Source organism: Halorientalis pallida (assembly GCF_004118325.1).
Taxonomy (GTDB): domain Archaea; phylum Halobacteriota; class Halobacteria; order Halobacteriales; family Haloarculaceae; genus Halorientalis; species Halorientalis pallida.
In genome coordinates this window covers 114,839-138,920 of sequence record NZ_RDFA01000006.1, presented here as the reverse complement: position 1 = coordinate 138,920, position 24,082 = coordinate 114,839, and the positions used below count along the sequence as shown (strand labels likewise).

25 protein-coding genes are annotated in these 24,082 nt (G+C 66.9%); 14 read left to right on the top strand and 11 right to left on the bottom strand.

Translation table 11 applies throughout. The annotated features are described in order from the left end of the window. The first annotated feature begins 73 nt into the window (after positions 1 to 73). Complete coding sequence (locus EAF64_RS16355; RefSeq protein WP_129070056.1) at positions 74 to 829, top strand: bacteriorhodopsin; 756 nt, start codon at positions 74 to 76, stop codon at positions 827 to 829. Positions 830 to 914: 85 nt separating this feature from the next. After that, positions 915 to 3,140 carry a methyl-accepting chemotaxis protein gene (locus tag EAF64_RS16350; RefSeq protein ID WP_129070055.1) on the top strand — a complete coding sequence of 742 codons (2,226 nt, stop codon included), beginning with the start codon at positions 915 to 917 and terminating at the stop codon, positions 3,138 to 3,140. A 78-nt stretch (positions 3,141 to 3,218) separates the two neighbouring features. Here EAF64_RS16350 and EAF64_RS16345 read toward each other — a convergent pair whose 3' ends face one another. Continuing rightward, on the bottom strand, positions 3,219 to 3,413 hold the full coding sequence (locus EAF64_RS16345) for a cold-shock protein (protein WP_077206686.1): 195 nt from the start codon (positions 3,411 to 3,413) through the stop codon (positions 3,219 to 3,221). A gap of 106 nt (positions 3,414 to 3,519) precedes the next feature. Between EAF64_RS16345 and EAF64_RS16340 the strand changes: the two genes are divergently transcribed. Beyond that, positions 3,520 to 4,431, top strand: coding sequence for an MBL fold metallo-hydrolase (locus EAF64_RS16340; protein WP_129070054.1), 912 nt, complete (start codon positions 3,520 to 3,522; stop codon positions 4,429 to 4,431). On the opposite strand, the gene EAF64_RS16335 is transcribed toward EAF64_RS16340, so the two are convergent. From EAF64_RS16335 to EAF64_RS16310, 6 genes are all read right to left on the bottom strand, one after another. Next, complete coding sequence (locus tag EAF64_RS16335; RefSeq protein WP_129070053.1) at positions 4,432 to 4,812, bottom strand: hypothetical protein; 381 nt, start codon at positions 4,810 to 4,812, stop codon at positions 4,432 to 4,434. It abuts the gene before it with no gap. A 3-nt stretch (positions 4,813 to 4,815) separates the two neighbouring features. Next, positions 4,816 to 5,199, bottom strand: a complete 384-nt coding sequence (locus EAF64_RS16330) for a hypothetical protein (protein ID WP_129070052.1) — start codon at positions 5,197 to 5,199, stop codon at positions 4,816 to 4,818. An 82-nt stretch (positions 5,200 to 5,281) separates the two neighbouring features. Next, positions 5,282 to 5,671, bottom strand: a complete 390-nt coding sequence (locus EAF64_RS16325) for a hypothetical protein (RefSeq protein WP_129070051.1) — start codon at positions 5,669 to 5,671, stop codon at positions 5,282 to 5,284. An 82-nt stretch (positions 5,672 to 5,753) separates the two neighbouring features. Next, complete coding sequence (locus EAF64_RS16320; protein ID WP_129070050.1) at positions 5,754 to 6,146, bottom strand: hypothetical protein; 393 nt, start codon at positions 6,144 to 6,146, stop codon at positions 5,754 to 5,756. Between the two features lie 101 nt (positions 6,147 to 6,247). Next, positions 6,248 to 6,634 carry a hypothetical protein gene (locus EAF64_RS16315; RefSeq protein WP_129070049.1) on the bottom strand — a complete coding sequence of 129 codons (387 nt, stop codon included), beginning with the start codon at positions 6,632 to 6,634 and terminating at the stop codon, positions 6,248 to 6,250. Positions 6,635 to 6,704: 70 nt separating this feature from the next. Continuing rightward, positions 6,705 to 8,294, bottom strand: a complete 1,590-nt coding sequence (locus EAF64_RS16310; protein ID WP_193767731.1) for a methyl-accepting chemotaxis protein — start codon at positions 8,292 to 8,294, stop codon at positions 6,705 to 6,707. Positions 8,295 to 8,451: 157 nt separating this feature from the next. Here EAF64_RS16310 and EAF64_RS16305 point away from each other — a divergent pair, with 157 nt between their 5' ends. The 5 genes from EAF64_RS16305 (at position 8,452) to EAF64_RS16290 (ending at position 14,671) form a co-directional block, all read left to right on the top strand. Continuing rightward, entirely contained in the window at positions 8,452 to 10,329 is a 1,878-nt protein-coding gene (locus tag EAF64_RS16305; protein ID WP_394345755.1) for a cation:proton antiporter domain-containing protein, read from the top strand. 183 nt (positions 10,330 to 10,512) lie between these two features. After that, positions 10,513 to 10,671: a DUF7331 family protein gene (locus EAF64_RS21120; protein ID WP_193767730.1), complete on the top strand. Its 159-nt coding sequence runs from the start codon at positions 10,513 to 10,515 to the stop codon at positions 10,669 to 10,671. Between the two features lie 66 nt (positions 10,672 to 10,737). After that, the gene (locus EAF64_RS16300; RefSeq protein ID WP_129070047.1) at positions 10,738 to 11,745 is read left to right on the top strand and encodes a TIGR04024 family LLM class F420-dependent oxidoreductase; all 1,008 of its coding nucleotides are present in this window, start codon (positions 10,738 to 10,740) and stop codon (positions 11,743 to 11,745) included. A 120-nt stretch (positions 11,746 to 11,865) separates the two neighbouring features. Beyond that, the gene (locus EAF64_RS16295; RefSeq protein WP_129070046.1) at positions 11,866 to 13,551 is read left to right on the top strand and encodes an aldehyde ferredoxin oxidoreductase C-terminal domain-containing protein; all 1,686 of its coding nucleotides are present in this window, start codon (positions 11,866 to 11,868) and stop codon (positions 13,549 to 13,551) included. Positions 13,552 to 13,627: 76 nt separating this feature from the next. Further along, positions 13,628 to 14,671: a DUF4352 domain-containing protein gene (locus tag EAF64_RS16290; protein ID WP_129070045.1), complete on the top strand. Its 1,044-nt coding sequence runs from the start codon at positions 13,628 to 13,630 to the stop codon at positions 14,669 to 14,671. Here the strand turns inward: EAF64_RS16290 and EAF64_RS16285 are convergent, their stop codons facing one another. Continuing rightward, positions 14,672 to 15,142: a PaaI family thioesterase gene (locus tag EAF64_RS16285; protein WP_129070044.1), complete on the bottom strand. Its 471-nt coding sequence runs from the start codon at positions 15,140 to 15,142 to the stop codon at positions 14,672 to 14,674. 217 nt (positions 15,143 to 15,359) lie between these two features. Here EAF64_RS16285 and EAF64_RS16280 point away from each other — a divergent pair, with 217 nt between their 5' ends. Then, entirely contained in the window at positions 15,360 to 16,019 is a 660-nt protein-coding gene (locus EAF64_RS16280) for a helix-turn-helix domain-containing protein (RefSeq protein WP_193767729.1), read from the top strand. Positions 16,020 to 16,090: 71 nt separating this feature from the next. Next, positions 16,091 to 17,008 carry a hypothetical protein gene (locus EAF64_RS16275; RefSeq protein ID WP_227739021.1) on the top strand — a complete coding sequence of 306 codons (918 nt, stop codon included), beginning with the start codon at positions 16,091 to 16,093 and terminating at the stop codon, positions 17,006 to 17,008. On the opposite strand, the gene EAF64_RS21115 is transcribed toward EAF64_RS16275, so the two are convergent. Together EAF64_RS21115 and EAF64_RS16270 are read right to left on the bottom strand one after the other, a co-directional pair. Then, the gene (locus EAF64_RS21115; protein WP_193767728.1) at positions 17,009 to 17,170 is read right to left on the bottom strand and encodes a hypothetical protein; all 162 of its coding nucleotides are present in this window, start codon (positions 17,168 to 17,170) and stop codon (positions 17,009 to 17,011) included. A 333-nt stretch (positions 17,171 to 17,503) separates the two neighbouring features. Next, positions 17,504 to 18,790 (bottom strand): NUDIX domain-containing protein, encoded by a 1,287-nt coding sequence (locus EAF64_RS16270; protein WP_129070042.1) that lies wholly within the window; start codon positions 18,788 to 18,790, stop codon positions 17,504 to 17,506. A 78-nt stretch (positions 18,791 to 18,868) separates the two neighbouring features. Here EAF64_RS16270 and EAF64_RS16265 point away from each other — a divergent pair, with 78 nt between their 5' ends. The 4 genes from EAF64_RS16265 to EAF64_RS21465 all read left to right on the top strand — a co-directional run bounded on the left by EAF64_RS16265 (position 18,869) and on the right by EAF64_RS21465 (position 23,550). Beyond that, on the top strand, positions 18,869 to 19,366 hold the full coding sequence (locus EAF64_RS16265) for a metallophosphoesterase family protein (RefSeq protein WP_129070041.1): 498 nt from the start codon (positions 18,869 to 18,871) through the stop codon (positions 19,364 to 19,366). Positions 19,367 to 19,713: 347 nt separating this feature from the next. Continuing rightward, positions 19,714 to 20,382, top strand: a complete 669-nt coding sequence (locus tag EAF64_RS16260) for a hypothetical protein (RefSeq protein ID WP_129070040.1) — start codon at positions 19,714 to 19,716, stop codon at positions 20,380 to 20,382. A 211-nt stretch (positions 20,383 to 20,593) separates the two neighbouring features. Continuing rightward, positions 20,594 to 21,910, top strand: a complete 1,317-nt coding sequence (locus EAF64_RS16255) for a DUF445 domain-containing protein (RefSeq protein ID WP_129070039.1) — start codon at positions 20,594 to 20,596, stop codon at positions 21,908 to 21,910. Then, positions 21,907 to 23,550 (top strand): DUF4393 domain-containing protein, encoded by a 1,644-nt coding sequence (locus EAF64_RS21465; protein ID WP_227739020.1) that lies wholly within the window; start codon positions 21,907 to 21,909, stop codon positions 23,548 to 23,550. Before EAF64_RS16255 ends, EAF64_RS21465 begins: the two co-directional genes overlap by 4 nt. Positions 23,551 to 23,758: 208 nt before the next feature. Here the strand turns inward: EAF64_RS21465 and EAF64_RS16245 are convergent, their stop codons facing one another. Beyond that, complete coding sequence (locus EAF64_RS16245) at positions 23,759 to 24,067, bottom strand: hypothetical protein (RefSeq protein ID WP_129070038.1); 309 nt, start codon at positions 24,065 to 24,067, stop codon at positions 23,759 to 23,761. Between the last annotated feature and the right edge of the window lie 15 nt (positions 24,068 to 24,082).

The following is a 24,082-nucleotide window of genomic DNA, read 5'->3' as shown; positions in this document are numbered from 1 at the left end:
CGTGCAGACAGCGATCGTTGCGGGCGACACTGCGGCACCGTCGCCCGGAGACAGCCGTCGAACCTGCAAGACGATGTTATTCGAAGAACAGACCCTCTACGCGGCAGTTGCCATCGTGGCGTTACTACTGACAGTCGGTCTGATCGCCGGGATCCGCCGGTTCGGGGGCGCGACGCGCCGACACATGCTACTCGCACCGGCCGCAATGGCGTCGCTCACGGTGAGTTACGCCGGGATGGCGGCCGGGATCTTGCTGTTTCACGGCCCGGAGGGCGCACCCGTGTACGTCACCCGGTTTCTGGACTACGGGATCGTCTACGCGTTCGCCGCGGCCTACACGGGCCAGGTCGCGAACGTCGACCGAAGGGTGATCTTCTCCGGTGTCCTCGGGCTGTGGGCGTTCTCCTTCGGGGCGATGATCCGCCACCTCGCGCCGCCGCCATTCGACAGCCTCGCGAGTCTGCTGGTACTCGGTGGGTTCGCCTACACGCTGTGGCTGTTGCTTCGACCGTACACGCGGGCGGCCGCGTCCGTGTCCGGCGACCGGCGGTTGCTCTTCGGGAAACTCCGCAACGTCCAGCTCATCATGCTGATCACGTACCTGCTGGTCGCGCTGACGACGCGACAGGCGCTGGGCCTGCTCGGCGCGTTCACCGGCATCTACGTCTCGGCCTATCTCGATCTGTTCAGCCACGTCGCGCTGGTCGGCCTGGTCCTGCGCTCGGAACCGGCGATCAGGTCGCTGGTCGAAACCCACCCCTCGCCGCTCTCGTTCCTGACGGAGTCGGGGTCACGGCGAACCACCGCGGACGCACCGGCCGACGACTGACGATGAACTGGCGCAGCTCACGACGACCGACCGCGACCGATCGGCCCGTCACAGACACACCCGCGGACACTGGAGACGTCTATCCATGAACGCACGAGGACTCGTCCCCGACCGGATCAGATCGCGCTACAGCCTGAAGATCGCGACGACGCTCGCGCTGGTGTTCGCCGTCACGCTCGTGTCGGCCCTCTTTTTCTACGGCAACGTCGCCGGCGAACTCGGCGCGTCCGCCGACGCTGCCATCGCTGCCGACGCGAACGAGAGCGCCGACACGGCCGCGCTGTGGGTCGACGCCAACGCCGACCTGGCGACGACCGTCGCCGCGACGGCCGCCGTCGAAAGCGGCGACACGGCGCGGATGGGCGACTCCCTCGCCGCGGCCGCCGCCGGCTCCGACCGGATCGGTGCGATCCACTACGTCGAGGACGGCCGGATCGCGGCGAGTTCGCAGTCGCGCGCCGTCGGCCAGTCGGTGTCGGTGACGCCGCCGGACGGGGCCGATTCGGTCGCGGTCGGTGACGCCCGGACCGCCGTCGTCGGAGACGGGTCCGTGATCCCGGTGGTCGCGCCGGCCGGCGAGAACCGGTACGTCGTCGTGGCGGGCGCGGCCGAGACGCTCCGGAGTCGACTCGGGGACGGGCGCCACGACACGGCGCTCGCGGCGGGCGGCGAGGTCGTCCTCGCGGCCGGCGGCGGGGAGCGCGCCGCCGGGGCCGCGGAACTGGCGGCGAACGGGAGCGCCACCGGCACCGTCGGGGAGACCGAACTGGTCGCGAGAGCGGCGACCGTCCCGGGGACTCGGTACCACGTCGTGAGCCACGCGCCGGCCGGGACGGTCTACGCCGACCGGAACGTCGCGACCGCGGCCATCGTCGCGCTCATCTACATCGTCGCGTTGAACCTCGGTATCTTCGGCGTCACTATCGGCGGCAACCTCGCGCTGGCGCTCCAGCGACTGGCCGACCGGGCCGAAGAGATCGGGGCCGGGAACCTCGACGTGGAACTGTCGACCGACCGGACCGACGAGGTCGGCGTGCTGTACGACGAGTTCGACTCGATGCGGGACTCGCTGGAGGAGTCACTCGACGAGGCACAGGAAGCCCGTGCGGAGGCCGAGCGCGCCCGCGAAGAGGCCGAGGAGTCCGAACTGCAGACCCAGCGACTCAACGAGGCACTCGAAGCCGAGGCCGAGCGATACAGCGAGGTCATGGCCGCCTGTGCCGAGGGGGACCTCACCGAGCGCCTCGATCCCGAGGCCGACAGCGAGGCCATGCGCGCGATCGCCACGTCGTTCAACGACATGATCGCGTCGCTGGAGACGACTATCGCCGACGTCGAGGAGTTCACCGACGACGTGGCCGGCTCCAGTACCGACGTAGAGGAGAGCGCCGCCGAGGTCAGGGAAGCCAGCGCGGCGGTGAACGACTCGGTCGCACAGATCTCGGCCGGGGCGCGCGAACAGACCGAGGATCTCCAGCGCACGGCCGACGAGGTCAACGACCTCTCGGCGGCCATCGAAGAGGTCGCGGCCACGACCGACGAGATCGCCACGGAGTCGGACCGGGTGGCACGACTCGGCGCAGACGGGCGCGACCAGGCCGAGCGAACCATCGCCGAGATGCGCGAGGTCGAGGGCCGGATCGACGACGCCGTGACCACTATCGAGGACCTGGCCGCCGAGATCGAACAGGTCAGCGAGGCGACCGCGTTGATCGACGACATCGCCGAGCAGACGAGCATCCTGGCGTTGAACGCCAACATCGAGGCGGCACGGGCCGGGGACGGCGGCGGGGACGCCGGCGACGGGTTCGCCGTCGTCGCCGACCAAGTGAAAGAGCTCGCGAGCGAGACCAAGTCGGTCGTCACGGAGATCCAGGCACAGATCGAGCAGGTTCAGGCACGGGCTCGGGACAGCGCCGAGGACATCCGGGCCACCGAGTCACAGATCACCGACGGCGTGGAGGCGGTGACGGAGTTGACCGAGGCGCTGGAGGAGATCGTCGACGGCGTCGACGAGGTCGACACCGGCCTCAAGAGCATCGCCCGGACGACCGACGATCAGGCCGACTCCGCGGAAGGGATCGTCGCGATGGTCGACGAAGTCGCCAGCGTCTCCGAGCAGACGACCCAGCAGGCCGAAACCGTCACGGACGCCGCCGGGGAGGCGACCGACTCCATCGACGAGGTGTCCGAGGCCGCGGGCCAACTCGCCGACCGGACCCGCGAACTCCGGCGGATGCTCTCGACGTTCCGGGTCGAAGCCGAGCAGTCGGCGGACGGGACCGCCGCCGACGGTGGAACGGAGCGGTGAGCAGTGGTCGGTGTCGCTCTCGGTGACGCCGTGGCTCACCGGGAAGCGTCTCTGAAAAATCGCGGTCCGAAGCGTCGCTCAGTTACGAACGAGGTTCGTCGCGCGGGGGCCCTTGTCGGCCTGTTCGATGTCGAATTCGACTTCCTGTCCCTCTTCGAGATCCGGGCCGCCGACGTCTTCCATGTGGAAGAACACGTCCTCGTCCGCGTCGTCAGTCTCGATGAAACCGTAGCCGCCTGTGTCGTTGAAGAAATCGACCGTACCGTTTGCCATTGCCTCTGTATACAACCCGGGTGGATGGATAAAGGTGGCGAGAGTCGGGTTACCACGACCCCCGACCGCCGGAACGGCTTTGCACCGGGGGCGTCAGACTGTCGCTATGGCAATCGGCGATTCCTTCGAAGTGACCGTCGGCGGCGTCGATGGTATCTCCTTCGTCGATACGGGCATGTACGGCACCGCGGAGTACGGCGCGGTGTATGTGGTCGAGGGCGAGGACCCCGCCATCGTCGACTCCGGCATCGGCACCAACTACGGGGCGATCCTCGACGGCCTGGCCGAGCGTGGGATCGAACCAGGGGACCTGGCGACCATCGCGCTGACACACGTCCACCTCGACCACGCGGGCGGCGCGGGCTATCTCGCCGAGGCCTGCCCGAACGCCGACGTGGTGGTCCACGAGCAGGGTGCGCGCCACCTCGTCGACCCCGCACGGCTGGTCGCGGGCACGAAACAGGCCGTCGGCGACCAGTGGGAGTTCTACGCGGACCCGGAACCGATCCCCGAGGAGCGGATCCGTGAAGTGACCGGTGGCGACACCGTCGACCTCGGCGACCGCGAGCTACGGATCCACCACACGCCCGGGCACGCGCCCCACCAGGTCGTCTTCGAGGACCCGGACCAGTCGCTCGTGTTCACCGCCGACGCGGCGGGGATCTACGTCCCCGAACTCGACAGTGTCCGTCAGACGACGCCGCCGCCGAACTTCGACTTGGAACAGTGTCTCGCGGATCTGCACACGATCAGGGACTGCGATCCCGCCGTCCTCTGTTATGCACACTTCGGTCCGGCCGCAGCCGACGACCGGTTGCGCGAGTACGCCGACGTGCTGAGCGAGTGGGTCGGGGCGGTCGAAGAGAAACGTGCGGAGCTCGGCGACGACGACGCCGTGATCGAGTCCTTCGGCGAGCACACGTCGATGACCGACGCCTGGAGCGAGCGGAAAGCAGCCGCAGAAGAGCGGATGAACACACGCGGCGTCCTGACCTACCTCGACAGCCGATCGGCGTAGCTACGCCGAACGCCGGCTGTCGAGCAGTTTCTCGGCTTCCTCGACGGAGTCGGCCTTCGCGACGGCGTACTCCTCTTCGCCCTCGCCGGCCCGGTCGAACTGCATCTGTCCCGTCGCCGAGTCCGAGACCACGCGACAGACGGCCGCGACACCGTTCTCGACGATGCCGCGCTTGCCGCGTTCGATGTGTTCCAGCGCCGCTTCGTCGGTCGTCTTGAACGTCCGCATATCGTTCACTTCGTCGAACCCCGACTCCAGCAGGCCGGTCTTCTCGATCACTTCGTCGGCCGCCGCCTCGGCCTCCGCGACGCTCAACTGTCCGTCCAGAGTGAGGTAGAGTCGGTTTTTCGCCTCGTCGATCCGCACGTTCCAGTCACCCATCGGTCAGGCCTCCTGTGACCGCTTGTCGAGCAGTTGCTCGGCCTCCTCGACGGACTCGGCCTTCGCGACGGCGTACGACTCTTCGCCCTCGCCGGCCCGGTCGAACCGCATCTGACCCGTCGTGGACTCAGAGACGACCCGGACGGCCGCCGCCATACCGCCCTCCGCCAGCGCCCGCTTGCCGCGTTCGGTCTCGCGCATGGCCGCCTCGTCGGACGGCTTGAGGGTCCGCATGTCGTTGATCAGGTCGAATCCCTCGTCGAGTCGTTCGGCGGCCCGCTCACAGGCGTCGGCGGCCGCCGCGTGCCCGTCCACGCCGAGCTCGCCCGCAAGTGTCAGATAGGCTCGCTGTTTCTCCTCGTCGATTTCCATGTCCCAATGTGCCATACCCGGAGTTGACACCCAGCGCCGCTTAAGAATTGCCGCGGCGTTTTCAGCACTGATAGTTAATTGCGCCGCCAGCGACGGACTACTGCGACGCCTGTTCGCGACGCTTGTCGAGTAGTTTCTCGGCTTCCTCGACGGACTCGGCTTTGGCGAGTTCGTACTCTTCGACGTCCTCGCCGGCCCGGTCGAACTGCATCTGGGTGACCGTCGACTCGGCGACCACGCGGACTGCGGCACCCATGCCGTTCTCCGCGAGGCCACGCTTGCCGCGTTCGACCTCCTGCAGTGCCTCCCCGCTGGTCGGCTCGAAAGTCCGCATGTCGTTGATCAGGTCGAACCCGTCGTCGAGTCGCTTCGCGGCGTCGATACACGCGTCCGACGCCGCCGCCTGTTCCTCGACCGAGAGCCCGCTACCCAGTTTCAGGTAGACGCGCTGTTTCGCCTCGTCGACTGTCAGGTCCCAGTTCGCCATACATGTGGCTCGTTACCAATCGACAATAAGAGTTGCCGCACGGTTCTCAGGTTCGATAGTCGGATTGACAGAAACAGCTACGTCACTGCGAGGGTTGCTCGCGGCGCTTGTCGAGCAGTTTCTCGGCCTGTTCGACCGTGTCGGCCATCGCGACGGCGTACTTCTCCTGGCCTTCGCCGAGGCGCTCGAATTGCATCTGACCGGTCGTCGACCCTTCACCCATTACACGGACGGCCGCCTCCGCACCGTGTTCGCGAACTACCCGTTTCCCTTCTTCGACGTACTTCATGGCGTCCTGGTCACCGGGTATAAACTCCTCGAGGTCCGTGATGACCTCGAAGCCAGGGTCGAGTCGCTCGACTTTCTCTTTCACTTCCGCGGTCGATTTCTCCGCCTCCTCGGCGGTGAAGTGGCCGCCCAGTTCGATGTACAGTCGGTTCTCCGCTTCGTCGACACGGTGGTTCCACTCCGCCATAGACACGGCGTAGCACAGATCAAGTATGAGTTCTCTCCGCCCATTATCATTTCGTAGAACCAGTGGCCTCTACAGGCGGCCATCACGGCCACTGGCGGGAGTCACTGCGAAGCCGCGCGCTTGTCGAGCAGTTTCTCGGCCTGTTCGACGGTGTCGGCCACGGCGACGGCGTACTCCTCCTCGTCCTCACCGACGCGCTCGAAGTGCATCTGCCCCGTCGTCGACCCCTCACCGAGGACCCGGACCGCCGCAGCTGCGCCGTTCTCGCGGACTGCCTTTTTACCCTCCTCGATGTACTGGACTGCCTCCTGGTCGCCCGGCACGAACTCGGAGATGTCGGTGATGACCTCGAAGCCGGGATCGAGTCGTTCGGCCGCCGCCTTCACCGCTTCCGACGACTCCTTCGCCATCTCCGGATCGTGACTCCCGACGAGTTCGATGTACAGTCGGTTCTGTGCTTCGTCTGTGTCGACACTCCAGTCCGCCATAGAGAGAACTGTTCACACACACCACAATCAATGTTCCCTGCTGGTTATCAGAATTCAAAAACAGCGCGAGTTACTGCCCGTCGTGAACCTGCGCATCGTCCCAGGAGAGTTCGTCGTCACCGTCGTCACCGTCCCCACCGTCGTGGACCTGGGCGTCGTCCCAGGACAACTCGTCGTCACCGTCGTCCCCACCGTCGTGGACCTGGGCGTCGTCCCAGGACAACTCGTCGTCGCCGTCGTCGCCCCCCTCCTCGTAGCCCGCCAGCAGGTCCCGGAGCGTGTTGGCCTGGTCGGCCAGCCGGTCCATCTGGACGGCCACTTCCGAGAGCATCGTGGTCTGGGTCCCGGTCGCCCTGGAGACGTCTTCGACCTCCGCGGCGGTCTCCTCGCTCAACTCGGCCACGTCCTCGACCATCGCCACGACCTCTTCGGTACTCGCGGCCTGTTCGTCGGTGGCGTCGTTGATCGACTGCACACCGTCGTTGGCCTCCTCGACGCGGTCGGCGATCTCGTCGAGCGCGGAGAGCGCGTCCTCGACCGTCTCGGTCCCCGTCGAGACCCGCTCGCCCATCTCGCGCACTTCGTCGACGGCCTCGCCCGTCTCGTCTTGGACGTCCTCGATCATCTCGCTGATCTCTTCGGTCGCCTGCCCTGCCTCCTCGGCCAGCTGTTTGACCTCGTCGGCGACGACGGCGAAGCCCTCACCGGCCTCGCCCGCCCGGGCCGCCTCGATGGAGGCGTTCAGCGCCAGGATGCTCGTCTGGTCGGCGATGTCGTCGATCACCTCGACGACGCCGCTGATGTCCTCGATCCGGGATTCGAGCGAGGACACCTGGTCGATGGTCGTGTCGGCGTGCGATTCGATGTCGTGCATCTCTTCGAGGGCTTCGGTGGCGGCGTCACGGCCGTCCTTCCCGTGTTCGGCCGCCTCCTGTGAGATGGTCGCGACCTCGTCGGCCGAAGAGGCGATCTCCTCGACCGTCGCCGAGAGGTCCGTCATCTCGTTGGCGACGCGTTCGAGCAGTTCCTCCTGCTCGGCGGCGTTCTCGGTGATCTCGTCCATCGAGGAGTCCACGTCCTCGCTGGCGTCCCGGACCTCCCGGGTCGCCGCGCTCATCTCTTCGGTCTTGTCGTCGACCTCGTCGGCGAACTCGTCGAGTTCACCGACCGTCTCGGAGAGGTCGGCGAGCATCTCGTTGAACGCGGCCGCGGCGTCGGCCATGGCCTCGTTCTCGCGGTCGGTATCGAGACGCTGGCCCAGATCGCCGTCCGCGGCCGCCTCCATCGCGTCGCGGAACTCCCGAGCGGTCGCTTCGAGCGGTGTCTCGGCGGCCGTCGCGCCCCCGTCCGCTACGACCGTCCCCGGGTCGGTCTCGGCGGGTTCGCCGTCGTCGGATCCACGCTCTGCGGGCTCGGGTTCGGCCCCGTTCCGGCCGGTGCCGTCGTCGTCTGATTCTGTCTCGTCGTCGCCTCCGGCCGCCGTCTCGCCCAGTGTCGACTCGTCTCTCCCGCCGGCGTGGCCGCCCGTCTCGGTTCCCGAATCCCGTTCCTCCGTCTCCACGCGTCCCGTCACTCCGTCGGCCGTCCGCCCATCGTCCGCGTCACCGGATTCGGACCGGACCGACCGGAGGAGCGCCGAGACACGGTTGGCGAGGCTCATTACCCTGGTTTGATAGAGAGTAGCATAAATAGGTGCGGGTGAAATTATCGTCGCCGATACTGTGGCTCTGACGGGGCTGGACGGCGGTTTCGACGGCGGCGAGTGAGTGCGTTTAAGCCCCGTGCGTTCGTCGCCCCAGGTGCATGGAGGGTTGGACGTGGCCACAGGCGAGATAATTCCCCTCGTGGCCGCTATCATCGGGCTGGGCGTGGGTGCGCAGCTGCTCGCGGCGCGGTTCCAGGTCCCGAGTATCATCTTTCTCATTTCGGCGGGGCTGTTACTGGGTCCGTTCTCGGGGTTCATCTTCGGCACGCGGCTCCTCTCGGCGGCGACGTTCGGCGCGGAGGCGCTCCCGGCCATCGTGGGCCTCTCGGTCGCCATCATCGTCTTCGAGGGGGCCTTCCACCTTCGGATCGACCGCATCAAGGAGGCACCCTCGGCGACGCTCCGACTCGTGACCGTCGGGGCCGCCATCGCGCTCCTGGGCACGGCCGCGACGATCAAGTTCGCACTGGGCCAGCCGTGGGACCTCTCCTTCCTGATCGGTGCGTTGCTGGTCGCCACCGGCCCGACGGTCGTCACCCCGATCCTGCAGGTCGTGCCGGTCCGGGACCGGGTGGCCGCCGCACTCGAAACCGAGGGGATTATCAACGACGTGTCGGCGGCGATCATCGCCGTCGTCATCTTCGAGGTCGTCATCCTGCAGGACCGGGCCGGCGTCGCCTTCCTCCGGGATTTCGCCTCGCGACTGGGAATCGGCCTCCTCGTGGGGCTGGTCGTCGCAGTGATCGTCTACTATCTCCTCCGGTACGTCGATCTCTCGCCGGGGAACGCGCCACGAAACGCTCGCTTGCTCGCCTTCGCTGGAGCGCTGGTGGCGTTCGCAACCGCGGACACCATCGCCAGCGAGGCGGGCGTCGCCGCCGTGGCTACCGCCGGCCTGGTGCTGGGGAACCTCGACGTGCCCTACGAGGACGAGATCGAGGCGTTCAAAGGCGACGTGACGCTGATCGTCCTCTCGTTCGTCTTCATCGCGCTGGCCGCACTCCTGGAGATCGACGACCTGCTCCGGCTCGGGCTGGCGGGACTGGTCGTCGTGGCGGCGGTCATCTTCGTGATCCGACCCCTGCTGGTGTTCATCTCGGCCCGGGGTGACCGCTTCACACGTTCGGAGAAGCTGTTCATCAGTTTCGTCGGCCCGCGCGGGATCATCCCCGCCTCCGTCGCGACGCTCTTTGCCGTCGAGATGCAGGCCCACGGGCTGGACCAGCAGGCACAGCTCCTCGTCGGGACGGTCTTTCTGGTCATCTTCGCGACGGTCGCCCTCGAGGGCGGCTTCGCGCGCTACATCGCGGAATACCTAGACGTGATACCAATGCGAGTCATCATCGTCGGTGGCGGTCAGGTCGGCCGTGCGCTGGCCGAACGGCTCGAGGATCGCGGCGAGAACGTCGTGATCGTCGAGGAAGAGGAACAGACAGTCGAACACGCCCGCAACGAGGGCTACTCCGTGGTCTGGGGCGACGGGACCGACACGGACATCCTCCGGGAGGCCGGGGCAGCCAACGCTAAGACCGTCGTCGCCGCCACCGGGGACGACGACGCGAACCTGCTGATCGCCCAGTTGTCGTCCTCGAAGTTCGACACCAACCGCGTCATCGCACGCGCGAACAATCCCGACAACGTCGAGGCCTTCGAGGAACTGGGCGTCCGGACCATCTCCTCGGCTATGGCCACCGCGTGGGCGATGGACAACCAGATCGAACGCCCCGCGCTGGCCCACTGGATGACCGACGTGGGCCGCAAGGGCGACGTGCAGGAGGTCGAGGTCTCCCCCGACGGCGAACTCGCGGGCCGGACGGTCGAAGAGATCGGCCCGAAGCTGCCCGACACCTGCCTGATCGCTCTCGTGGATCGAGACGGCGAGGTCGAGGTCCCCGGCCCGGACTTCCAGATCGAGGGCGGCGACCGGGTGACGCTACTCGGCAAGCGCGAGGCCGTCCGGGACGCCATGAAGATGTGTAACCACGAGTAGCGACCGGCGTACGGTCCCGCGATTTTACCGGAACACCGGTCGCACCGACGACGTTTTACGACGTTTCACGCCGTTTCGAACCCGTTCACCGACAGTTCGACGTCGAACGGACGTTAAATGGCCTGTAACGAACCATACGGTCTCGGGATTATACGTAGATAGGGTACTAGTTCAGTAACGAAGATGACGCACCCTGAGACGGACCCCGCCGACGACCGCGACGAACCGCAGGGCAGATACAGGCAGTTCACCGCGGGCGACGCCCTCGTCGTCTACGACCGCGAGGACACCGCCCGGTGGCTCCAGTCCGAACTCGTCGTCTCGCTGGCCGAGATGCGGTGACGAGTCGGCACACGACGCGGCGCATCGCCTCCAACGCTTAAGACCATCCCCCTATTCTGTCGGCCCATGACGGCCCCGACCTGCGATCTCGTGTTGATGAGCCGCGACCACGACAGCGTCGACTCGCTGGCCGAGCAGGCCCAGCGCGCCGAGGAGTACGGCTTCAGCCACGTCACGATGGGCGAGACGACTGGCTGGAACATCGTCTCGGTGCTCACCGTGCTGGCGGAACGAACCGACGACATCGGGATCACCGACGACGTGATCTCGCCGTACTCCCGGGCCCCGACCGTATTGGGTCAGAGCGCGCTCACACTGCACGACGTGAGCGACGGCCGCTTCCGGATGAGTCTGGGCACGAGTTCGCCCGCCATCGCCGAGCGCTGGCACGGCCAGGCGTTCGACCGCCCGCTGCGCCGCCTCCGGGAGACCATCGACGTGATCCGGCAGGTCTGTGCCGGCGGCGACGTGGACTACGACGGCGAGTTCTACGACCTCGGTGGGATGAGCTACGAGGGGACGGTCCCGGAAGACCCACCGGCCATCGACGTGGCGGCGCTCGGACCCAAGGCCGTGGAACTCGCCGGCCGGTTCGCCGACGGCTGGGTTCCCCAGTTGTTCACCCTCGACGGCCTCGACGAGCGCATGGACGACCTCCGGCGCGGGGCCGACCTCGGTGATCGGGACCCCGAAGACCTGCGAGTTAGCCCCATCGTGCGGTGCTGTGCGACCGAGGACGGCGACACCGCCCGCACGATGGCCCGGCAGATGATCGCCTTCCTGATCGGCGCGTACGGGCCCTTCTACGGCGACTCCATCGCCGAGCAGGGGTACACCGACGAGGTCGAGGCGATCCGGGCCGCGTGGGAGGACCGAGACACGGCCGCGATGGCCGACGCGCTCCCCGACGAGTTGCTCGACGCCGTGGCCGCGGTCGGTACGCCCGAAGACGTCCGCGAGAAAGTCGAGGCCTTCGCCGCCGTCGACGGCGTGGATTCGGTCCGGGTCGGCTTCGTCTCCGGGATGAGTCAGGATCACAAGGAGACGACGATGGCCGCCGTGACCGACGACTGACGGCGACGCTGACCAATGTAAGCTGGTCCGACGGTCGACCCTTCCATCCGGAAGGCCGGTTAAAGACATCCGTGTCCAGTGGCTATTGATTTATTAGGCTGCCAGCCATTGCCATTGCCAATGATACACGGGCAGGGTCCACTGCTGACAGTGGACGTGGGAACCCAGGAGACGGAGACGGAGAACATAGACGACGTGCTGGAGTCGTTCATCGGCGGCCGGGGCGTGGGCACGAGACTCGCCCACGAGCGGATCCCGTTCGACGCGGACCCGTTCGGGCCGGAGAACTCGCTGTTTTTCGCGACCGGCCCGCTCCAGACCTCGACGATGAGCTTCACGGGTCGGATGAACTGCACCGGCCTGTCGCCGCTGACCGACGGCCTGCTGTCGAGCAACGCCGGCGGGTTCATGTCCCGGCCGTTCGCGGACACGGGCTACGGTGCCATCGAGATCACCGGCGCGAGCGACGAGTTGGTGGGCGTCCACATCTCCGACGAGGGCGTCACCTTCGAGGCGGTCGATGATCTGGAAGGCGCGACGATCCCCGAGACCATCGAGTATCTGGACGAGGAACACGACCTCGGCAACGAACACGCGGCTATCGCGGGCCCGGCCGGCGAGAACCTCGTGCGGTTCGCCTCGATCATCACCTCCGAGTCCCGCGCGTTCGGTCGCGGCGGCCTCGGCGCGGTACTGGGCTCGAAGAACGTGAAGTTCCTCACCTTCGACGGGGACTCCCGGCCGGAGATCGAACTCGACGACGAGGTGACCCAGGCGATCCACCAGGAGGCCGCGACCTCCGACAGCCCGATGAAAGACGCCGGCACGGTGTCGGTCTCTTCCTTTGCCAACGCCGTCGAGGCCGTCCCGACGAAGTACTTCGAGGAACTGTCCTACGACAAACTCGAGGACATCGGCTCGTCGGCGGTCATCGACCACAAGTACAAGAAGGGGACCTGCTCGTCGTGTGCCTTCGCCTGCAAACTCCCCACGAAGGACGAATCGGACGGGTTCACGACCGAGGGCCCCGAATGGGAGACCGTGATGGCCTTCGGGTCGAACGCGCTGGTCGACAACTTCCGGACGATCATGGAGGCGAACGAACTGTGTGACCGCTACGGGCTCGACACCATCTCCTGTGGGGACACGGTCTCGGCGTACCTCGCCGCCAACGACGAGTTCGGCAACGAGGAACTCATGCTGGAACTGGTCGAGAAGATCGCCCGCCGCGAGGAGGAAGGCGACATGCTCGCGGAGGGGATCGACCGCATCCACGACGAACTCGGCGTGGACAACTGGACGATGAAGGGCATGGAGTTCGCCGCCCACGACGGCCGGACGCTCAACGGCCAGGGCCTCTCCTACGCCACCTCGAACCGCGGCGCAGACCACATGTACTCGGTCGCCTACGACTACGAGTACCCGCTGGTCTCGCCGGCAGAGGCGATGGAGAAAGAGGGCGTCGAAGGGAAATCCGAGACGATCATCGAACTGGAGAACCTCAAGGCCGTCAGGGACAGTGGCGTGCTCTGTCAGTTCTCCTCCTCCTACACCGAGGAGGAACGCTACGAGAAAGTGTTCCAGACCGACTACGAGCAGTTGATGCACGTGGGGAGCCGGATCGTCGAGATGGAGCGGCACTTCCACAACGAGCGCGGGAAGGACCGCAGTGACGACGAGGCACTGCCCTACGATCTGGACGGGCTCTCGGCGGAACTGGACAGCTACTACGAGCATCGCGGCTGGAACGACGACGGGACGGTGCCCGACGAGAACGTCGAGGGTGCGGCAGCCACCGGCGACTGATCGGCTCGGTCGAGCGGTCGTCGCCACGTTCGCAGGTCAGGAAGCTTATGCCGGGGGTCGGCGTAGCGCTCCTACCATGACCGACGATCGGCTCTCGCGACGTGCGCTTCTCGGTAGCGGTGTGGCCGCGGGGACGCTCTTGCTCGCCGGCTGTTCCGGCGATGGCTCGACGACGCCCACGGGACAGTCGACCATCCCGGGCGGGAGCGTCGGAGCAGGTGGAACCACCGACGATCGGACGACGACGGACGAGGTGGCGGAACTCGACAGCGAGCGCCCGTCGGCCGTCGTCGGCCAGCGGATCGTCGACGAGTCGGTCGGTTTCCTCGTGGAGGGGACCGACCGACGGCGGGAACTCGCCGGGCGAGGCGAGGCCCCGAGCGGACGGGAGTTCCTGATCGTCGTGCTGTCGGTGAAAAACCGGAGTGACGACGCTCTGGAGCTGGCGGACCTGCGGGATTTCCGGGTGACCGACGGCGACGGGACGACGCGGGAGCGGCTCCGACTGGTCTCCCAGACGGGCGGGCAGTTCACCAGGGGGGTGCTCCTCCCGGGCGAGACGATTCGCGGGTTCGTCGCCTTCGAGGTGGCGACCGACAGCAAGGGGTGGTCGTTCGTCTTCGACGTGGACGCCGCGGCGACGGCGTTCGAGCGGGTGACCGTCGACCTGACCGCGGACCCACAGCGGCCCGAGTCGGTGTTCCGCCAGTCGCTTCGCGTTCCGGTCAACGAGGTGGGCGCGAGCGTCTCGGCGGCGAACCTGACGGTGACGGTGTCGGAGGTGCGGACCGCCGACAGCGTCGGCAGGGCCACGGCCGGCGAGGGACGGGAGTTCCTCCTGCCGACGGTGCGTGTCGACAACGCGAAAGGTCGGACGGCCTACCTCGGTCTCACCGGGCAGACGCTGTTGACCGACAGGCGAGGCACGCCGCAGGCGCTCGATCTCGGTGTCCAACAGCAACTCGGGAACGCGTTCCCGCTGAATCCGAACGTCGCGTCGGGGAAACACGTCGAGGGGGAGATTCCGTACGTCGTCACAGCCGGGAACGGGCCGCTGTACTTTTCGTTCGACTTCACGTCCAATGGGGCCGACGAGAAGGGGATCTGGCAGCTCCGCTGATCAGTCCTCGCCGTCCTCGGACGCGTCGTCGGTCATTCCCTCCGGCGCGTCGTCGCCGCTGCGGACCCAGGGGGTCCCTTCGCTGTCGCCGCCGGTCTTGTAGACGCCGCGAGCGGAGGCGACGTGGTGCTCGTCGGCGTCCCAGATCTCGATGTCGGTGACGGCGACGCTGCCGCCCATCCGCATGACCTCGGCTTCGGCGTAGAGGTCGTCCGTCGCGGGTGCGAGGTAGTCCATGCGCATGTCGACGGTGGGGGTCACGTCGTGGGCCAGCGAGATGACGGCCGCGCCGCCGACGGTGTCGGCCAGCGAGTAGGTGACGCCGCCGTGGGCCACGTCGCCGCCCGGGACGGAGGCGAGTTCTTCGCGCATCTCGACGCGTCCTTCGGCGTAGCCGTCCTCGGCCTCGGTCAACTCGATGCCGACGAGGTTCGTAAACGGCATGTACGAGAAGATTTCTGTTACGTCCATACGCCTCCATACAACCACCGCAAAATAAGGGTTCAGAAGATAAACGACGGGAGTAGACACGCGGTCGGAGCCAACCGCCGCGTTCCGTCAACGGGGGGCAGTGCCGAGAGATGATCACGCAACATCCGACATACGACGTTCGACCGTTCGCCGACCAACCCGATCAACCGTTGGTCCGGACGACACCACTGGGCTCGGAGGGGGAAGCGAGCCCATGATGCGCTATTTCACTTTCACACTCGTCCCGCTTGCCGACCGCTACTTCCACCCGTCGCTCGTCGCCGCGCGACAGCACCCAGACATCACGCTCGAGCAGATGAAGTACATCAACCTGTTCGAAGACGAGAGCGGCGTGGTCCTGCTGGGTGGCCGCGGGGACCCGGAAGCCGCAGCGGAGGTTCTGAGTTCCGTCGACGACGTGCTCGACTGGGAGTTGATCCCCGGCAACGACGAGGACGGCTACTACGCATACATCCACTTCGAGGGCCGCGAACCGGCGGTCGGCCTGCTGAAACTGCTCGACGAGTACCGTCTCGTCCTGGAGTTGCCCCTCCGGTTCACCAGCGAGGGGTATCTCCGGGTGACCGTCATCGGGAGCGACGACAACATCCAGCAGGCGCTCCGGAACGTCCCCGAGACCATCGACGCCCAGGCCACCCAGATGGGCGAGTACAATCCCGACGACGAGCGCGCGATCGCCGGCCTCACCGAGCGCCAGCGCGAGGTACTGGAGGCGGCCGTCGAGATGGGCTACTACGAGGTCCCGAGACAGGCAACCTACGAGGAGATCGCGGACGTCTGTGACTGCACCGTCGGGACCGTCGGCGAACACCTCAACCGCATCGAGTCACAGATCATCCACGCCGCGATGGACTGACCCGGCAGTGCTGGCCGTTTTTCTAGAAGCGTAGCCCGAGTGATTATAACCCGTAGCGCGGTCGACAGCGTATGGGATCCGACGATACCCGACGCAGTGTGTCGCGGCGACGAACGATTCTCGCGGGCCTCGGTGGACTCGCGCTGACCGGCGGTGTCGCGGGGGCAACCCCCGGCAAGGGGCGGAAACGGAGACGGGGTCGAGGGTCGGGGTTCCCACCCGCGGGAATCACGACCTGGGCGACCGACGAGGACGGCGACCGGTACACGGCGTCGGTCGGCGACGGCGAACTCTCGACGTTCGCGTCGGTCACCCCCTCGGAACGGCCGAAGTACCTCGGCGTCCACCTGACGCGGGCCGCGCTCTCGGGGCTGCCGTCGGCGGCCGACCTCGAAGCGAGCGGCGAGGGGCTGACCGTTCACGGCGCGCAGTCCGAGGAGTTTTTCCTGCCCTTCCCCGAGGCCGCGCCCGATCCGTTCACCGTCCTCGGCTTCTACTGGAACCCCGAAGGCCACCCGCCGCCGGGGACCTACGACCTGCCCCACTTCGACGTACACTTTCACTTCGAGCCGGAGTCTGTCGTGGAGGCGATTCAGCCCGGGACACCCGAGTACCCGATTCCCGACGACCGGATGCCCGAGGGGTACGTCCGCCTGCCCAACCCGGCCGGTGAATTCGACACCGTGATCCACATGGGCGAACACCTCGGCGATCCGACGGCGCCGGAGCTGAACGGGGTGACCTTCGGGAACACGCTGATCTGGGGCGCTCACGACGTGGACGACGACGGCGTGGGCGAACTCACGTTCGTCGAGCCGATGGTGACCGTCGATTACCTGTCGTCGCTGGCCGGCGTGGATCGGCGGCCGATCGCCCAGCCCACGGTCTATCCACAGGACGGTTGGTATCCGACCAGCTACACCGTTCGCGACCTGGGCGCGGACGGCGTCGCGGTCGTGCTGGAGAAGTTCCGGCGGCGGTCGGTCTGATCAGCCGACGAGGCCGGCCCAGTCGCAGTCGGTGCAGGTGAGCAGGCCCTGTCCGTCGACGACGCTGGCGTCGCAGGTCGGACAGGTGGTGACGTGTGTCGACACTGTATCACGGTCGCTCTCGAGTCGCTCGGTCCCCGGTGTGGGTTTGTGCTGTAACATGGTTCACTCCGGTCGGCGGTTCGCGCTCGCGGGTGCCACGAGTACCGTCCGTACCACGCACCCGGTCGCGCCTCGCTCCCCTCACGCGAGCCGCCTGGCCGTACCCTCGATTACGACCGGTTCGTATATAGAGATAGCCCCTTTTACGTGTGAAATCGCCGGACGTGGACGGGACGGCTGTACAACCTTATACACATACCAATGCCAGTGCGGCCCACGGCAGGTGCTGGGCGCATCGGAACGGGCGGCTCGGAGAAAAACGCTCGTCACACGGGGCTCGGAGGGGGTAACCCTTCGTCACTGCCGCCCGAGTTGGAGTACCCGACGGCGCGGCTAAGCCTTTGCGTTCCAGTCGGCGAGGGTGCGGTGGTCGTCGGCCACCGCTCGCACCGCGTCGGCGTCGAGCGGGCCGTCCTCCGTGACGAGCGCGGTCACGAGGTCGGGCGGTGTCACGTCGAACAGCGGGGCCGCGACCGAGAGGACCGCGTCGCCGTCGTAGACCGTCGCCGGGTCGGCGGCTTCGAGGTGGGGGTCTGACCCGGGACTGATCTTGTCCCGGGCGGCGACGACGTAGAGGGGGACGTTCTCGCGTGCGGCGGCGAGAGCGAGCGCACGTGTCCCGACCTTGTTCACCACGCGTCCGTCGGCGAGGACAGTGTCGGCACCGACCAGCGCGGCGTCGTAGTCCCCGTCGGCCAGGAGCCAGGGAAGCGCCGCGTCAGGGGCCAGCCTCACGTCGTCGCCAGCCCCGGACCGTCGTTCCGCGACTCCGACCCCCTCCGCGCCGGGCCGGGACTCCGCGACCAGCAGCCGTTCGGGATCGGCCGACGACAGCGCACGCTCGACCGTTCCCGACCGCGAGAGCGTCACGATGGCGTCCCCGGCCACTGTCTGGGCAGCACGGTCCGCGGCCGTGTCGTCGGCGGCCAGCGCCGCCCCGATACCTTCGTGGGCAGAATCTTCGACTGCCGCCGGGGTTCGCTCGTCGGCCTCGGACATCGCCCGGTTGACGCGGTTGCGGACGACGGTCATCGACGGGCGGGCGGCCAGCAGGTCACGGGCACGGTCCGCGAGAGTGGCCGAGTCCCCGGCGTCGCGGTCGGCGGCGAGGGCGGCGTCGTCGCGGAGGACTTCGAGCGCGCGCACCGAGAGGGACGCGGCGCCGTGGTCGCGGTCGGCGGCGACGGTATCGACGGTCGGACGCACCCGGTCGTACGAGGTCCACAGTCGAGGAACCGTCCGACGGCGCAGGATGGCCGTCGGCGGGACCCACTCGGACTCGGTCGTCTCCTCGTCGAGGGTCACGGCACGGGACGTACAGTCGAAGAGGTACGGGTGGACCAGCCAGCGGCGGTCCAGCGCCGCGTCCTCGACGGGAAACGGGTCGCCCCGGCGGACGAACGTCACGGCGTCCGCCAGGCCAGTCTCTTCGGCGATCTCGCGACGGGCGGCCTCGTCGGGCGTCGAATCCGGGTCGGTCGCCGCCTCGGACTCGCGGGCCACGTGGCCGGCGACGCCGCCCCACCGGCCGGTGTAGGACCCGACCGCCTCGCTCCGACGGAGGAGCAACACGTCCGTGCGGTGGCGCAGGAAGCAGGTGACGACTGGCGTCTCGTCCATGCGCACAGTGGGGCCCGCACGGTGCAAAAACCCGCGCCCGACGGGACGGTTTTAGTCGACCCACCCACACGTCCGGGTATGAACGTCGCCATCGTCAGCGACACGCACGTGCCCGCCAGGATCGACCGCATCCCCGACTGGGTGCGCGACAGACTGCGGGCGGCGGATCACGTCGTCCACGCCGGGGACTTCGACTCCGCGGAGGCACTGTCGACCGTCGAGAACCTCGCCGGCGATTTGACCGCCGTCTCGGGCAATACGGACGTGGGGCTCGGCCTGCCCCCGGTCGAGACCGTGACTCTGGGCGGCGTGGAGTTCGTGGTCACCCACGGAATCGGCAGTCCGGTGGGCTATCAAGAGCGTGTCGCCGAAACCGTGCGGGAACACGCCGGTTTCGGCCCGACGGTAGGTGTCGCCGGCCACACGCACAGAGTGCTCGACACGGTGATCGACGGCGTCAGACTGCTCAACCCCGGGAGCGCGACCGGCGCACCGCCGGCGACACAGGTCACGATGCTGACCGCGGCCGTCGAACGCGGCGAAGTCACCGTCACGGTGCACGAACGTGACCGGTGATCGATACTTTTCCTTCGAAGGTACTATTATCGCAAATAGCGTGTGCGGGCCTCTGACAGGGTATTTAATGGGACGTACATTAATGGCACCAGCTAAATACGGGAAAGAAACGTAGCTATCCGTGTACAGGGAATGTTGGACGCAGTCGGTGGTAGCGAGTGGCGTCGTATCGCCCGAGGCGGCCGTCGGCGTCGACGTGGACCGGCCGACGCCGGGGCGACTGGCGACCGGTCGTCACCTCGGGAGTCAGTGGGGGGTCGAGACGGTGGACGGACCCCGGGACGAGACTGTCGGCAGCACCAGTCCGACATTCCGGTGGCAACCAGCGACAGATTGGAGGTACGACAATGAGCGAAGACGACAACTCACCGATCGGCACGATCTTCGAGGTGCAGCGTCGGACAATCGAGACCGGACAGGACGTCATCGAGCAGACGCTCAAAGTCCCGAAAGCGGCCAACGAGTCGCTCCACGGGACCATCGGCGACCAGAAGAAAGCCCAGCAGGACACCGTCAAGTTCGTGCAGGACACCATCGACCAGCTGCTCGACACCGTCGAGTCGGCCACGCCCGAACAGGGCGAGCAGACGGTCGAGGACATCCGCGAGGCCGTCGACGAGGGCTTCGAGGAGCTGCTCGACCAGCACGAGCAGGCACTGGACAGCATCGACGAGAGCTACGAGGATACGCTCGATCTCTACGAGGAACAGCTCGACCAGACCCTCGAGATCATCGACAGGCAGTTCGAGGTCCTGATCGACGCCAACGAGACCGTCGAACAGCAGACCCTCGACGCCCTCGACGAACTCGTCGACCAGTTCGAGGAACTCCAGGACGAGGTCAGCGAACAGGCCGAGGACCTCGGCGGCCGTTTCGAGGAGCAGGCCGAGGAGTTCGAGGAAGCGCTGGGCGACCAGATCGACCGGTACCGTGAACAGGTCGAAGACCTCCAGGAGCAGTTCGAGGAACTGCCCGACGAGGTCGGGGCCGAGGACGACGAAACCGCCGAAGCCTGACCGGCGACCACGCGGCACCGCGCCGCACCGTTTCCGAACTCGAAGGGGGGAGTGCGGATACAGGGGTTTCACATACGTCCACAGAGATGATGCTGGCACGAGACGGATGTGGGGGAGTGACACGGATCGGAAGAGCCGACGCTGTACGGGACGACGTGATCGGGGATGGGGCGCCGGATCGAGGCGCCCGGAGCGGGGTGAGTGAGCCGCCATGATCCCGGCCGTCGAGTGGGTACTGGCGTCGCTCCCGCCACTCCAGTGGAATCTGATACTGATCCCACCGATCACCGGAATCATCGGGTACGTCACCAACTGGGTCGGGATCAGACTGCTCTTTCACCCGCTCGAGTTCCGCGGGTTCGAGATGCCGGGGCTGAAGCAGTTGGCCCCGATGCTCCCGATGAAGATCCAGCAGATTCCCGGGGTGATGGAGGGAAAGATCGGGTGGCAGGGAATCATCCCGTCACGGTCGGCGAAGATGGGGAGCGTCGCCTACGACGCCTCCATCGCGAAGCTCGCGAGTCAACAGGAGTTCTACGAGCGCCTCGATCCCGACCGGATCGCTCAGCACATGGTCGATCAGTCCCGGAACAACTTCCACGCGTACGTCGACGAACTGCTGGGCCGGGAACAGCCGGTCGTCTGGAACTCGATTCCGAACGGCGCTCGGCAGTTCGTCCACGCACAGATCGAGCAGCAACTCCCGGAGGTGGCCGACCGGATCATGCAGTCGACGGCCCGGAACATCGACGAGGTGTTGAGCCTCAAGCTGATGGTCATCGACTACCTCGACAACCACCCCGAGTTGCTCAACCGGATGTTCCTGGAAGTCGGGGAGGAAGAGCTGACGTTCCTCGTCAACTCCGGCTTCTACTTCGGGACGCTCCTGGGCGTGTTCTCGATCCCACTGTTCCTGTATTTCAACCGGGCGTGGTGGGTCCTGCCGGTGTCGGGCGTGCTCGTCGGCTACTTCACGAACTACATCGCGATCAAGGCGATCTTCAATCCGCAAGAACCCGTCGAGATCGGCCCGTTCACACTGCAGGGGCTGTTCATCCAGCGCCAGGAAGAGGTCGCCGAACGGTACGGCGAGATCGTCGCCGAGGAGATCATCACGGTGGAGAACGTGGCACAGAACCTCCTCTACGGGAAACGCTCCGACCGGACCCGGCGGATGATAGAGGAGGCGATCCGGCCGTCGCTGGACGAGGCGCTGGGGATGGCCGCGCCGGTCGTTCGCGTCGCGACCGGTGATCGGCGATACGAGGAGATCCGCGATGCCCTGGCGACCGAAGGCGTGGAGTTCGCGCTGGAACCGTTACAGGACACCGACTTCAACCGCGAGCGTTCGATTCCCGTCAAGGAACTGATCGCGAGCCGGATGCAAAAGCTCCCCCCGCAAGACTTTACAATGACGCTACGTTCTGCTTTCAAAGAAGACGAGTGGCTGCTCATCGGTATCGGGGCAGCCCTCGGGTTCGTTGCCGGGTGGATCCAGCTACTGGTGGTAACCACGGTGCCAATATGAGCGAATTCAACGACAGCGAACGGAGAGGGGGCGATTCCGAGCCGCGAGGGGGGAACAGCGACGACTGGGTGTCGGAGATCGCACGCGAAACGGAGGGGACCGCCGGCACCACCGACGCGCTCGACCCCGGGTCGGTCGTGCGCCTGTTCGACATCCTCGACGTGGCCACGACCGAGCGCGACCTCGGGCAGGACCAGGTCGAGCAACTGCTCGACGTGCTGGAGGCGTCTATCGTCACGCCCACACCGCTTGACACCGGCGAGACCGAACGGCTCCTCTCGGTACTGGAGTCGACGATCGTCGATCCGGTCGATCCCGACGCCACCGAGGAGGCGCTGTCGGTGCTGAACACGGCCATCGTCGACCCGACCGGCTCCTCGGCGACCCGGACCGACGGCGTCCTCTCGGTGATCGAGTCCGCGATGACCGATCCGACCGTCGCAGAGGAGGGCATCGAAGAGGCGTTCACCATGTTCGACGCCGCCCTCGCCACGTTGACCGATCCGTCGGGGGACTCCGAAGAGGTGTTCTCGACGCTGGACTCGACGGTCACGAGCCTGCTGGACCCGTCGGTCGACACCGACGAGCTGGTGGCCTCGCTCGACGAGGCCGTCGCGGACATGGCGGACCCGGCGACCGACTCGGGGGATACGCTCTCGTCGGTCGACAGGGTGATGTCACACCTGCTGAATCCCGGCGAGACGGAGGAAGACAAGTTCTCGCCGCCGGACCTCGAAGGGGTCGATCACCCCTCGTTGTCGACGACGCCGGGTGACCTCGACGACTCGTTCCGGGTCGCCCGGATCGGGGCGGCCGCCCTCCAGCGGTCGACGGGGTACTCCGTCCGGTCGGGCGTGCGGACCGGTCCGCGGCTGGTGCGGGCCGCGGCCACCTCCGAGTCGATGGTCGACATGGTCGAGGAGGTGCGGTCGATCACGCTCGACGAACTGGACCGGTTGGGGGTCGATACGCCGGCCGAAAACGACGAGACGGAGGTGGATCGGCCGACCTCGTCACTGCCGGCCGACGAGGACCAGTTGCGCCGACGCGGTGCGCGCCTGATGGAGGCATCCGCCGACGTGGACTACGTCGAGGAGGTCCACCCGGCGTACGCGTCGATCCTCGACCAAGTGGCTCCCGACGAGGTCCGCATCCTCCGGTTGCTGGCTACCGAGGGTCGTCAGCCCTCGATGGACGTGCGCGACGTGGGCTGGGTGCCGATCAACTCCGAACTCGTGGCGGCCGGGCTGACGATGATCGGCAACGAGGCCGGCTGTCAACACCTCGACCGGGTCCACGCCTACCTGAACAATCTCAAGCGGCTGGGGCTGATCTGGTTCTCGGACGAACCGGTCGAGGACCTGAACGAGTACCAGATCCTGCAGGCCCAGCCCGACGTCCAGGAGGCCATCGAGGAGGCCAAACGTGCCAAGTTGATCCGCCGGAGCATCCACCTGACGCCCTTCGGCGTCGACTTCTGTCGGGAAGTGCTCCCCATCGAAGTGGTCGTCGAGACGGCCGCCGGCGTCTACGAGACACCCGAGACGCCGGAGGCACGCGAGGCACCCGACCGCCCGGAGATGCCCGGGGACGTGACCACACAGGGGCTCGAAGAGTCGGACGCGGCGAAACGGGACTGAGCGGCACTCGGCGACGCCGGTCTCGACTGCGGGTTCTCGATACGTGTGCGTCGCTCCGGAGCGGTCGATTCGAGAGTGAGAGACGGGAACGCGTGTGGGGGGCGCGTTCCGTTGGGGGAGCGTCGGTCGTTGGTTCGGGAGCGCGTTCCGTGTGGGAACGGGCTCGTGGTGTTTGGGAGAGCGTCTCGTGGGAGAGGTGGGGGAGTGGTCAGGTGGCCGACGACGACCCGAAGACCCGCTTCCCGGCGGCGCTGGTCATGTAGCCGACGATGAGCACGTCGACCGGTGCCATGAACAGCGCGTAGAACAACAGGAAGTTGTTCATGGGGGCAAACAGCAGGAACGGCAGGTAGACGAACCGCGCGAAGAACAACACCATCCCTACCATCGAGAGCGCGAGCGACTCTTCGACAGCGTACGCCAACAGGAGCAGGTTCATCGGCGCCATCCACATGAGGGGGACGAGTACCGCCCGCGCCTGCGTCGCCAGGAACCACACCTCTGCAGCGATGAGCACGACTGTCGGTACGAG